Raw genomic sequence first — 13,043 nt, forward strand, 5'->3', positions numbered from 1 at the left:
CACTACTCCGGCGGCAGTTTTACGATCGCAAACCAAAAATTTTCTATTGATTGGACAATTTTCACGAATTGATCGAAATCTACTGGCTTGGTTATATAACAGTTGGCAAAAAGGTTATAAGCTTTGAGGATATCTTCTTCAGCTTGGGAAGTAGTCAAAACTACTACAGGAATTCGTTTGAGGTTTTCATCTCCTTTTATTTCTGCTAATACCTCTCGTCCATCTTTTTTCGGAAGGTTAAAATCGAGCAGCACAATATCTGGATGAGGTAATTTAGCATATTTTCCCTGTTTTCGCAAGAATGCCATTGCCTCTACACCATCCTCGACTACGTTCAAGTGAATTGAGATTTTACTATCTTCTAGGGCGATGCGTGTAAGTTGGACATCGCCAGGGTTATCCTCTACCAACAAAACCTCAATAGGCATAATCGCTGTTATGGTGTTGACCATTGCTTACCTACTCTATCTGGAATTGTGAAGTAGAAAGTCGAGCCTTGACCTAGCTTCGACTCAACCCAAATCCGCCCGCTGTGGCGTTCGATAATTTTCTTACAAATTGCCAGACCAATTCCAGTACCTGGATACTTGTCTCTACCGTGCAGGCGCTGAAAAATTATAAAAATACGCTCAGTATATTGGGATTCCAAACCAATTCCATTATCACGCACTGAGAACAACCATTCATCCTCCGAACGGGTAAAATTTAAATTTTTTCCATCTAATATATCTGCATCTCCCTTACGTACCCCAATGTGAATTAATGGCTGTTGATGCTCGCAAAATTTGATCGCGTTGGCAATCAGGTTTTGAAATACTTGTGTCAATTGGGTAGCATCAGCCATCACTTGAGGTAGAGTATCGTAGGTGACAACTGCCTTTCGATCTGCGATCGCAACTTGCAGATTAGCAAGCACCTGTTCTAAGACAACACTACAATCAACTGGTACAAAAGGCTGTCCACGCGTGCTGACGCGGGAATAGTTTAACAAATCGTTGATTAGGGTCTGCATTCGGCTGGCCCCATCTACTGCATAGGCAATAAACTGATCTGCATTGGCATCCAGTTTGTTTTTGTATCTCCGCTCCAGCAGTTGTAAATAACTAGTTACCATCCGCAATGGCTCTTGTAAATCATGGGAAGCTACGTAGGCAAACTGTTCTAATTCTGCATTAGAACGAGTAAGTTCCTGACTTTGCTGGGTTTCTTTTTCTAATAGTTTTGCCTGAGATAAAGCAATCCCAATTTGGTTCGCTAATTGCTGTAACAAATCCATCTCAAACTGATTCCACTGTCGAGGTGCGCTACATTGATGAGCTAGCAATAAGCCCCAAATATCGTCCCTGACAAGAATCGGCACTACCAGATTAGCCCTAACAGCAAACCGCTGAAGAAATTCTCGATGGCATGGTTGGATATGAGCAGATTCAATGTCTTCAAGGGCACTTACTCTTCCCTGGCGATATCTTTCTATATATTCTTCTTTAAAGCAGGGGTCAAAAAGATTTTCTCCTAGAATTACCGGCCAACCAGGCAGAACTGCCTCTTGTACGACTGTTCCCGAACCGTCAGGTTCCAGCCGAAAAATCAACACCCGGTCAGCTTGCAGTAATTTTTGTACCTCTGTGACAGTGGTTTGAAGAATTTCATCTATTTGTAAAGATTCTCGAATTTTTAGGGTGATTTCGGCAAATAGTTGCGATCGCAGATTTTGCCGCTTTAATTCTTCATCTGCCCGCTTGCGAACTGTGATATCAGTATAAGAACCAACCATCCGTACTATATTACCCAATGCGTCCCAAAGTGCCTGTCCTCGATCTAGAATCCATTTATAGCTGCCATCTTCGCACTGGACTCGATATTCACAGACGTAAAACGGTGTTTTCTTGGCAAAGTGGTCTTGGAAAGACTGAAGTACCCAATCTCGCTCATCGGGATGGATTCGTTTTGTCCATTCATCCCAATGGTTGGAAACTTCGTGGTCTTTATAGCCGAGCATTTCCTTCCATCGAGTTGAGAAGAACACTTCATTAGTCTTAAGGTTCCAATCCCAAATACCATCATTATTACCATGTAATGCTAATTGCCAACGCTCTTCACTTTTTTGTAGTGCTTCTGCTGTTTTCAGTCGTTCAGTAACGTTTTGGAAATAAACAGACAACCCATCTTTTGCCGGATAGGCATGGACTTTAAGCCACTGCTGCTGTGGCAGATAGAACTCCTCAAATTCGACACTAACCTGTTCTAAGATTGCCCTGCGATATTCACAATCAAATGTTGTGCCGATAATTTCTGGAAACACCTCCCAGATATTTTTACCTAAAAGCTCATTGTGAGTTTTTTGCAACAGCCGTTCTGCTTGACCATTAATATAGGTGAATTGCCACTTTCGATCCAGGGCAAAAAAACCATCAGTGATACTTTCGAGAAGATTGGTGATGCGGGTTTTGGCAGCTTCAGATTGGGCGCGGGCTGCTTGCTCGTGTGCCACTAGTTTTTCAGTAACTTTAGATACCTCACTTACATGACGTCTGAGTTCGAGTTGGTCGATTACCAAGCGACTCAAACCCACAAACGCCTCCACTTGTTTTTGGCTTAGTTGTCGTGGAACTTGGTCAATTGCACACAGAGTTCCCACCATATCTCCCTTCGGAGTAATTAAGGGTACACCTGCATAAAACCGTATATATGGATAGCCAGTTACTACCGGATTACTTGCCAACTTTTCATCAGCTAGGGTATCAGGAACCACCACAACATGACGCTGCTCTTGGCAAAGATAAGATAATCCAACACTCCGAGGCATTTCTGATACATCTAAACCTATTTTTGCCTTAAACCATTGACGGTTTTCATCAATAAAATTTACCAATGATATGGGAGTGCCACAAATAAAGGCCGCTAACTGAGCAAGATTGTCATAGGCTTCTTCGGGTTCTGTGTCAAGAATTTGATACTGGCGGAGGGCTTCTAACCTCGCTACTTCTGTATCAATATGTCTAGGTTTCATTAACTTTTTTTAATAAATCTAAATGTGATATCGAGTCGTCAGAATGTTTATCTTAAAAATAGCTTAACGTTTTTTAATAATTGTTAGCCCTTTCCTCACCTTTGGCTGTTCGGGAAAGTCTGTTAAAAACGATTCTTGAAGGATGTTTCAAGGATGTTTGAAAAGTATTTTTCGTAATATCTAAGCCTTAGAAACCTAACTCTCCCAGCCCCTTTGCTTAAAACTCTAGTACCACTACATGACTAAGGGTATCCTCAATTCGCTCAATCAATGTACTGCGCGGATGTATAAATAAACTCCGCTAGCAAACAGCAGTAGTAATATGAAAGTTAGCGAAGCGTATCAAATTATCAGACAGAAGTGAGTAGTCTGAAGTATATTTTTTACTTTATTTTGGAAATTAATAGCCTTTAATTACGTATTTATACGGCTAAATCACGGCTCAATTTTTGAGTTGTGGTGATTTTGCTGATGTTGAATTTTTGCTCAAGAATTACACTCTTGTTGCAGTAAATCTGCTTAATCATATTTTATTCTTTGCGCCAGGATAAGAAATCAAACTTTTTTGACTATCTATATTTACTGAAACACTGTTGAATCCATCGAATCAAATAAATCAATAATAAATTCAAAGACTAAGTATTAAATAATGGTTAATTTTCGACATTAGCCAATGCTCAATAGTTTGAATCGCCAAAAATTTTATTCTGAAAACATTGAAAAATTCAAATCGAAAAGGTATCAATATCTCCCTAACGAGATTCAAAAAAAATCTAAAAATTCTTGGAATTTGTTTATTGTATTCAACAATTCTATACAAAATTGTATTTATTAAATTACCTGCGATCGCTCTAAGCATAAACAGGCAAAACAATATTGATTTAATCGCTAATCATAACAAGTTATTAATCAATTCCGATCAAAAAACGAATAACTTATCAAGCCAAGAACTGTTAAAACAGGCTTTAAGAAAGTCTAACTCTAACCTAAAGAAACCAAAACGGTTACGCCAATTCACCATTGCTGATGTTATCCCGATTGAAGAATACAAAGAAAAGCCTCCCAATCTACCTGAAGAAGATCGAGAAAAGCCTCAACTTAATACAATTCAACCATCAAATTCAAATCCGTTAAAACCATACACACCCCAGCAACAAATACTAATAGAAAAATTACGTCGAACAAAAAAGCAACCACAAGCAATCCAAAAGACAATAATTCTTGATGCTCTAACATTTAGTGCCAATAAATATCCTTGGATTGTTAATCCTACAGATAACCTTACTTTTTCCACAGAATTATTTAAGCCAAATAAAAATGAAAATTATATAGATACGGATATAAGAGTCAGATTTTCTGGAGAGAATCAGATTATTGATAAGTTTACTTATGCCAAATTTCCCAAGGCTGACCAGTTTTACTGGGTTTTAGATCGCAATAGAATAGTAGTTGAAACGAAAGGCTCGCAAGCCGGTATCCTCTATCAAGGAAGACAAACTAATACTTATATTACCCAAAATGTTACCTCACAACAAGCATTTTGGGGATTGCAAACTCTGTTCGCTATACCGACAGATTTTCGAGAGTTAGCTGGAGAAGTTGATACTAATAACTTTTCTGTAACTTCAATAGCCGGACAATTGATAAATCCTGAAGGAATACCTGCTGGCAGAGTTATTATTAATAGCGGAATTGACTCAAACAATCCTAATGTCACAGTTCTAAAAAACTCTATTCCAGCTATTGGTAGTGGCTCTACCTTGAGTGTTGATGGTGGGCAAGCTTTATTTCAAGTTTTAGATGCTACTAATGCTCCCAAAATTCTACAAGGCTTTCCAACGACAAATATACAACCTTTGCTAGACGATGGAAACGTCAGGCTCCAAGAAGGCGAAATAATTCCTAATAGTGCCCTAGAAGCTGCTGGCATCTTTTGGGGAGATGTCTTGACGGAAAAAGGTTTTGGTTTTACTGCTCCTGTCTCTTCCTTTCCAGGTATTAAAGTTGCTCAACTTGGAAAATTTGATAACTTTGATTTGTTAAATGTAGCAGTCAATCCTTTTCTTTCTCAATCCGAAAAAGATTTTCATTATCTTAACTCTTTACAGTGGCTATCTTTAGGAAAAAGAGATCCTGTATTTGAGACACTATCTCAAACTCAAGAAAGTTCTGATTGGCACAGACTGTATGTTAGCCATCCTCATAATCGGAGCTTAATTCAATACGATCCAGTTGCAAGTAAAGCTACTTATTCTAACATTTTTTCTGCTCCAGGATTATCCCTAACAGCTAAATTTAGCGATACTAGTATTGATGCTATCCAATCAGTGAATTCTACATTAGGTTTGCTATTAGGTGGAGTTTTTGAAGCTATTAAAATTGATAAGATTCAACAAGGTTTAGAAGAAGCTAGACAAAAACTAAAAAATGGGGAAGGTTTTGTTCCTTTAAATACATCTGTTACGGCTGATCAAAGAAGACAAATTAATAACAGGCTGAATCGCACTTTATCTTATGCCAATGCATCTAGTGGGTTAGAGCAGGTATCTGGAACTTACACATTTCCCAGTCAAGTCACTCCTAACAACTCTAACATCCTGCAAATTAGAACAGGAAACCACAAACGAGCAGTTCAGTTTCTTGAAAGAAATATTTCTATTTTAGATGAAGGTGATACATTTTTTTCCGATCTCAGGCTCTCTAATGAAAAATTTGGCCCTCTAACATACATTGGGATTCCAATCCCTTTAAATGGTACTTCCATCGATCCTATTAACGAAGCCTCTGCTGTAGAAGTCATTTTAACAAACCCTCAAGGGCAAAGATTTGTACAAAAATATAATTCAGCAGATTCAACACTAGTACCACTGCAAATAAGAGCAGCCGATTTAGCATTCGATTATATGGAACTCACTAGAGTTAGCAAAATAGGTGTTGATTTTAATAGCTTTAACGGTTATCTATCTTTACCAACAGTTGAATTGTTAGCAGCAGGTTCTTCTGGAAATTTTAACTATAGTGCTAATGTTGGAACGTGGTTTAATATAGATGCTAACTCAGCACCAGGCGTTTCTAATAATAATTTAGGAACGGAAGAACCAACATTAGGTTTATATACTAATATACTTCTCAACTATATTAAAACTGATATACGGTTAAATTCAGCCAAAAAACCTGTAGCTATCAACACTCACGTACCATACTTGAGAGTTGATTGGAATAGTGCCTCTAATAAAAATAATCCTTTTTCTACTTATTTAAGTTATTTATATCAACACCAAGAAAGAAATTTTGGTTTTTCTTTAGCTCCTGGCATCGCTTTTGTTGAGAATAATAGTAATGGGGAATTTTTAGGTCTTTTCAATGGAGAGTTTAGTACTAGTCATGGTTTGAATCTCAAGACAAATTTAGAGATGGGCAAAGAGTTCTTCTTTGAATTTCAGGGTTTACACAGAGTCAGTAAAAATATTTCTGCTGGTGTTTATCTAAAAAATTATGCTATTAATAATCTGGGCTTGAGCAGCCGAGTTTCTGGCTTTAATTATGGAATTATTATGAGACATAATTTCCCCGACAATAGTGTGTTTATAGAAACTCAAATTGGTACAGGTGAGAATGGATTTGACTTAAAACTTCAAGGTGGTTATCGATTTTGATAGCATTATCAAATATCCCCAAATTATTTGAAAATTCGGGGATCTAAGATTTTTAATTTGCCAATTATGTCTAATCTAAAGCACCTAAACCATTATTACCAGCACCTGCTTGGATTATAGATGTTAAATCTTCAACAGAATTACTATTATTTAATAAATTTGCTGCTGTATCAATAAATGGATTTGGGTTAGAGATGATAGTAGTTTGAGCTACTCCTGGAGTTATAGTCAGACTAGTTATGGTTTCGTTATTTCCACCTGCTATACCTCCATAGGTAGGAGAAATTGTTAAACCTCTTTCATAGTAAGAGCCAGAAGGTAAAGTTACTTCACCACTGACACTGAGAAAAGTACCAGAAGGTCTAATAAGAGTAACAGCGCCACGAGCAGTAGCTTGTTGTGCATTTGCCGATGTCGCTAAAAAATATTCCCCACTCACTAAACCTAATAAACAGATACTTCCTCGAATAATTATAGATAATTTGTTAGATAAGCTATTCATGTTTTATAAACTCCTCATGTTGTTACCTTAACTTGTTTCCAGATTTTGCTTGCGAATGCAAAATTAACCTCGACTAACAAAAGTAGAGGTGGAATGTTTTTTATCTTGTTTATTACTTTCATCATAGAAAAATATAGAATTCCTGACATGAGCATTTTGTTAACAATGAACATTTTGGGGATTCGTATTATTACGCAAGTGCTGGATTCATTCTTTTCTGGGAGTTTCAGGGTTTATATTGATTCTACTAAAGCTATGTAAAGTGATGATGAGGAGTCGTATGATAATTTCTTAACCCAAAAACCTGTATAACAAACAAGATTCCCGACTTCTTAGAGAAGTCGGGAATCTGAGCCGCAAAGAAGCGTCGTATCATATATATAAAAATAAATATAGGGAACAGATATAGCATTGCTATTTCTCCTCCCTACGATCGATTGATTTATTCAACTGTTCTGTCAGTTGCTAAAAATTTTGTAAGTACTTACAAGACGAAAGCAAAAACTTAATCTATTCTAAACCGCCTAAACCATTAGAACCAGAACCAGCCCGAATGATAGCTGCTTGTGCGCCAATGTCGCCAGCAGTTACAGCTGCGTCTAAGGCTGCTGCTGCTGAAGCAACGAAAGGATTGCTGCTAGTAGAGAGGTTTGTAACGTTAGGTGTGCCTGGAGTTAGAGTTAAATCTGTTATAACTTCATCGTCTGCGGCTGGTGTGCCAGTAATAGTGGCTTTAACGACTAAATCCTGATCGTAGTATGCGTTGTTGGGCAAAGCTAATTCACCACTAACACTGATAGAAGCGCCTGAAGCTCTAACAATAGTTACAGCACCACGAGCAGATGCTTGGCCTGCACTTGCTGGTGCAGCCAGGATATTACCAACGCTAACCAAACCTAATAAACAGATGCTTCCTTTAACGATCGCAGAAATTTTCATGATTAACAAACTCCCCGTGTTGTTTTTCTTTACGTTCTCAATATAACCATTGACTCCCAGAAATATCTCAGCAACAATACTGAAATTTTTATAAATTGCAGAGGTCATAAATTAAAAAAACTAATAGATAGAAGTATTGGTGTGGCTCTGAATAAAAGCTTCAAATACCTCATTAAAATAGAGTTGCAGTAACGCTTATGCCTACTAAATATCTGTATTAAAGTTGTGGCAATGATTACCAAAATTGGGATTTTGGAAAGCCCAATCCATAAAGACTTGGAGGTAAGCCTTTAGACTGGTTCCAATGCCTCAATTCCCTGTAAACACTGCTTAATAATTTGTTAAAACTTGTCAGATATGGCTATGTCATATCTTTGCTAAATCTTAAGTGCATCTTTATAGGTAATATGCTGTGGGTAACGATTTGAATCCCAGTCCGATCGCAGTTATTGTATGGATGCAATATTTTGAAAGGGCAGATAACTATACGCCAACACCATATTCCACAAAATTGAAACCGGCTATAAAATCTAGTTATAGGTTGGGTGGGTAGGGTGATTATCTGGAAGATACCCAAGGTATCGCGCAAAGCGCCCAAAAATTTCTTAGTAATGTTGGCTTTCGTGTCTACACAAGTTAATTTTTGAATCTTTGACTAAAGTTATTTGAATACAAATAGATTTTTAAAAGTCTGATGTCTGTCCTTTACCAGTAGTGAGCTAGATAATAAGCACAGCAAAAAATTGCCTCAGCGTTTTGCTCAAGCACCATTTAACTTACTATATTTATTGTCCCCCAGTTGAATGGGCTACATCTGCCTGCCTTTAGGTCATTATGGCAAAATCTAAGAAAAGCGCTACCCCCATCAATCTCAGCGATCCACAATATTATCTTAACCGAGAGTTAAGCTGGTTAGAATTTAATGCCAGGGTATTACATGAAGCCTGTGACGATCGCACCCCACTTCTGGAACGTCTTAAATTTTTGGGAATATTTAACTCTAATTTAGATGAGTTTTTTATGGTGCGCGTTGCTGGCTTAAAGCAACAAGTAGAGGCAAAAGTTAGCCTGTTAACTCCCGATGGTCGCACACCACAACAACAGCTAGACGATATTAGGTCTACCCTCACTCCCCATGTCAACAAACAGCACCAACATTTTGAGGAAGTACTTCGTCCTCTACTAGTAAATCATGGCATTCATATTCTGAATTACATAGATTTAAATCAAAAGCAGCGGACTCATCTCAATAGCTATTTTGAGGAACAAGTTTTTCCAGTTTTGACTCCTCTGGCTGTCGATCCCAGTCATCCCTTTCCGTTTATTTCTAATCTGAGTTTAAATCTGGCTGTTGTGGTCAAAAACCCAGACACCGAAGAAGAATTTTTTGCCAGAATCAAAGTCCCTAGTGTTCTACCACGATTTTTACCGATACCACCTGAGTTGGGAGATCAAAATAACGAAAAACCTGCCCACTGGACTGGAGTACCTTTAGAACAGGCGATCGCTCATAACTTGGAATCTCTATTTCCAGGGATGAACATTCAAGAATATCATCCGTTCCGCATTACCCGTGATGCCGATTTGGTCTTAGAAGAAGATGAAGCAGATGATTTGTTGTTAGCGATCGAACAGGAATTGCGAAAACGGCGTCTGGGTGGTAGTCCAGTCCGGCTAGAAATTCAATCCCAGACTCCAGAAATAGTGCGATCGCGATTATTGCAAGATTTGGAATTAACAGAAAGTGATGTTTATGAGGTAGATGGTCTTTTGGGACTGCGGGATTTAATGTACTTTATGTCCTTGCCATTGCCAGAACTCAAAGATCCACCACGCCAATCTGTTGTACCGTTACGCCTGCAAAGGCTGAGAGAACCGAGTTTAGACCCAGATGCGCTGGAGACGGACGAAGGAAAAGACTTTTTTGCTGTAATTCGGGAAAAGGATTTACTAGTACACCATCCTTATCAATCCTTTTCGGCTACAGTAGTCCGTTTTATTACCCATGCTGCCTACGATTCAAATGTGTTAGCTATCAAGATGACCCTTTACCGGACTTCTGGTGACTCGCCCATCGTCAACGCCTTAATTGCCGCTGCTGAAAATGGCAAGCAGGTATCTGTGCTGGTGGAATTAAAGGCGCGATTTGATGAAGAGAATAATATTTACTGGGCAAAACGACTAGAAAGAGTTGGAGTTCATGTCGTCTATGGTTTAGTCGGGCTAAAAACTCATAGTAAAACCGTCATGGTGGTACGGCGCGAAAAAGACCGGATACGTCGCTACGTGCATATTGGGACTGGTAACTATAACCCTAAAACAGCACGGCTGTATACAGATTTGGGATTGTTTAGTTGCCGTGAAGAATTGGGCGCTGACATTACAGATTTATTTAATTTCTTAACCGGGTACTCTCTACAAAAATCTTATCGAGAGTTGCTGGTTGCACCTGTGAATATGCGCGATCGCTTTTTGGCACTAATTCACCGCGAAATCGAAAATGTTCAAAATGGATTTTCTGGACGGATTGTCGCCAAAATGAATTCCTTAGTCGATCCAGAAATTATCGCCACTTTATATGAAGCTTCCCGCGCTGGAGTGCAAATCGACTTAATTATCAGGGGTGTTTGTTGTTTACGCCCAGGAATCAAAGATATTAGTGAAAACATTCGTATCATTAGCATTGTCGGTCGCTTTTTAGAACACTCTCGAATTTATTATTTTCATAACAATACACAGGAGGAAATATATATCGGCAGTGCTGACTGGATGCGTCGCAACCTAGATCGCCGAGTCGAAGTAATTACCCCAGTAAAAGACCCAGATATTGCTAAAGATTTGCAAGAAATTATGGGAATTATGCTCGCAGATAATCGCCAAGCTTGGGAATTACAAGCTGATGGCACTTACATTCAACGGCGTCCTTATGATGATTCTCCAGAAGCTAATTCACAAAAAATTCTCATGAACATGGCATTGCGCTCAACTGGTGTAGTCCCAACCTGAGTCCCAACCTGATTGATAAAAAATAAGTTACTTATACCTTGACAACTAGCTCAACTTAGTTCTTTTTGGAAAAATTGAATTTTTTGAGCAGTTGTCTAAGTTGTTTATCATAGGGTTCACACAAGTTATTCAACCATAGGATAGAGTCAGTGCTGGCACTTGTTCTCATAAACTGGAGAGGCTATTCTGAATAAATTTGTCTTTCCCCTCAATGTTAATGTTATCCTGCGAGCTTTCTACCTTGCGTGTTTTAGTAGTTGATGACCACGAACTGACTCGTTTAACCTTACAATTGGTTTTTTCTTGCCAGGAAAATATTCAAGTAGTAGGTTTAGCCAGTAATGGTGAAGAAGCTATAGAAATGGTTAAACGTTGCCATCCTGACGTAATTGTTCTAGATTTACAGATGCCAGTCATGGATGGCTGGAGTGCGTCCAGTCACATTAAAGCTATATCTCCGAACACCCAGATACTTGCTTACTCCTCAGTGGAAGATGTCAATTTTCATGGGACAAAGGCAATGTCTAGCTTTGATGACGTTTGCAAGAAAGATGTGCCTACAAGCGAACTTATTGCCTTAGTTAGGCAGCTGGGTCAGCGTGCAGGAGATGGTTCAGTGGCAGGATAAATGATGCAGTCATTATTGCTTCGCCAACTCAGGCTTAGTTCAATTCTGGGGATTGAAGACATGATACTACTGAAGAAAGAACGTCGGTCTAGCCTGAAGTTGAGGTTGAACCGACGTATTTTTGATAACTTCTACTCTACCGGAATAGTGCGTGTAAATTCATCAATTAGTTCATCCAGTTCTTCCAAAGCCTGATTTACGTCAATTCTCAAAGTTCCCAGGTTTGGTTGCTCCAGTAAGCTTAATAGGTAATCGCGTTTACTTTGAACTGCGACAATTCGTTCTTTTATAGTCTGTAAATCCATTATTTTTTTCCTATCTTTAACTACCTTTAAATTTAAAGTTAACTCAAAATCTAATATTCTGGCACACTATACGCCGTTAGTAGTCAACTTAGAGCTACCTGCCTTCTCTACGAGATGCTGCGCAAATAGTAGACTAAGGAAAAATTGAGTGTTTGAAAATCACAAAGACAAAAGTGGGTAAAGTCTCGTTTAAACGAAGCTAGTGCTTTGGGCGGAAATGCCTGACTTGTTGGCTCTTGGTGTGTTGCCTTCCGGCTCTTTAGTAACTGCCGTGCGGTTTAACCGCCTTAATATGGCAATGTTGAATACTAGCGCCTGGAGACGATATTCTTTCCTAATTTGTTACTCATAGCCGATGATAATAAAACTAAGGTATTCAGACTTTATACTAATTTAAGCTCATGCTACGCCAAATCTCTTTAGGAACACTCGGTCTAACTATCGGTGGCATATTAACCATCATTGGCTTCGTCGCCTATGCTGATAATAATGCCACACTCAATCTTGTCGGATTTTTTTACGGGATTCCTCTATTATTGGGAGGGCTGGCGCTAAAAGCTAATGAACTTAAGCCAGTACCATTTACCCAAACTACGTCACCATCAGCATTGATACTGCGCCAGCAGCAAGCAACTGATACGCAAAATAAAATTCGCAAAGACATCACCCGATATTGCTACGGTCAAGATGCTCATCTAGATACAACACTTTCTTTTTTGGGTTTGAGTCCCACCGATCAGGAACGGCCAACAGTCACAGGGTTACGAGAAACAGAAGTTGATGGGAGCTATGCCCTAATTTTAGAATTTGATTCACCGTTAATACCAATTGATGTGTGGCAAAAAAAGCATGAAAAAATGACCAATTATTTTGGTCCTGGATTGGAAATTCAAATAACACAGCCATCTGAAAATACAATTGAGCTAGCGCTAATCAATATTCAAAAAGAATCACTAGTCACGAGTCAATAGTCAAGAGCAAAATCTTAAGCATTTAC

General features: G+C 38.7%; 9 protein-coding genes. 4 read left to right on the forward strand and 5 right to left on the reverse strand.

The window, feature by feature from the left end:
- Positions 1-2: 2 nt before the first annotated feature.
- Positions 3-452, reverse strand: a complete 450-nt coding sequence (locus V7K84_RS05525) for a response regulator (RefSeq protein ID WP_292814634.1) — start codon at positions 450-452, stop codon at positions 3-5.
- Positions 437-3,010 (reverse strand): GAF domain-containing protein, encoded by a 2,574-nt coding sequence (locus V7K84_RS05530; protein ID WP_334836835.1) that lies wholly within the window; start codon positions 3,008-3,010, stop codon positions 437-439. The genes V7K84_RS05525 and V7K84_RS05530 overlap by 16 nt, the downstream gene beginning before the upstream one ends.
- A 716-nt stretch (positions 3,011-3,726) precedes the next feature.
- Here V7K84_RS05530 and V7K84_RS05535 point away from each other — a divergent pair.
- Entirely contained in the window at positions 3,727-6,666 is a 2,940-nt protein-coding gene (locus V7K84_RS05535; RefSeq protein WP_334836836.1) for a hypothetical protein, read from the forward strand.
- A 70-nt stretch (positions 6,667-6,736) separates the two neighbouring features.
- On the opposite strand, the gene V7K84_RS05540 is transcribed toward V7K84_RS05535, so the two are convergent.
- Both V7K84_RS05540 and V7K84_RS05545 read right to left on the reverse strand, forming a co-directional pair.
- Positions 6,737-7,168, reverse strand: coding sequence for a hypothetical protein (locus V7K84_RS05540; protein ID WP_334836837.1), 432 nt, complete (start codon positions 7,166-7,168; stop codon positions 6,737-6,739).
- Between the two features lie 510 nt (positions 7,169-7,678).
- Complete coding sequence (locus tag V7K84_RS05545) at positions 7,679-8,215, reverse strand: hypothetical protein (protein WP_334836838.1); 537 nt, start codon at positions 8,213-8,215, stop codon at positions 7,679-7,681.
- Between the two features lie 726 nt (positions 8,216-8,941).
- Between V7K84_RS05545 and ppk1 the strand changes: the two genes are divergently transcribed.
- Together ppk1 and V7K84_RS05555 are read left to right on the forward strand one after the other, a co-directional pair.
- The gene (gene ppk1, locus V7K84_RS05550) at positions 8,942-11,113 is read left to right on the forward strand and encodes a polyphosphate kinase 1 (RefSeq protein WP_334836839.1); all 2,172 of its coding nucleotides are present in this window, start codon (positions 8,942-8,944) and stop codon (positions 11,111-11,113) included.
- Positions 11,114-11,324: 211 nt separating this feature from the next.
- Positions 11,325-11,741, forward strand: coding sequence for a response regulator (locus V7K84_RS05555; protein WP_094348557.1), 417 nt, complete (start codon positions 11,325-11,327; stop codon positions 11,739-11,741).
- Between the two features lie 131 nt (positions 11,742-11,872).
- Here the strand turns inward: V7K84_RS05555 and V7K84_RS05560 are convergent, their stop codons facing one another.
- A complete protein-coding gene (locus tag V7K84_RS05560) occupies positions 11,873-12,046 on the reverse strand; it encodes a hypothetical protein (RefSeq protein WP_094348556.1) in 174 nt (57 codons plus the stop codon).
- Between the two features lie 401 nt (positions 12,047-12,447).
- On the opposite strand from V7K84_RS05560, the gene V7K84_RS05565 reads away from it, so the two are divergent.
- Positions 12,448-13,017 (forward strand): DUF2854 domain-containing protein, encoded by a 570-nt coding sequence (locus V7K84_RS05565; RefSeq protein ID WP_334719157.1) that lies wholly within the window; start codon positions 12,448-12,450, stop codon positions 13,015-13,017.
- The last annotated feature ends 26 nt before the right edge of the window (positions 13,018-13,043 follow it).

This window comes from Nostoc sp. (assembly GCF_036917315.1).
Lineage (GTDB): Bacteria > Cyanobacteriota > Cyanobacteriia > Cyanobacteriales > Nostocaceae > Nostoc.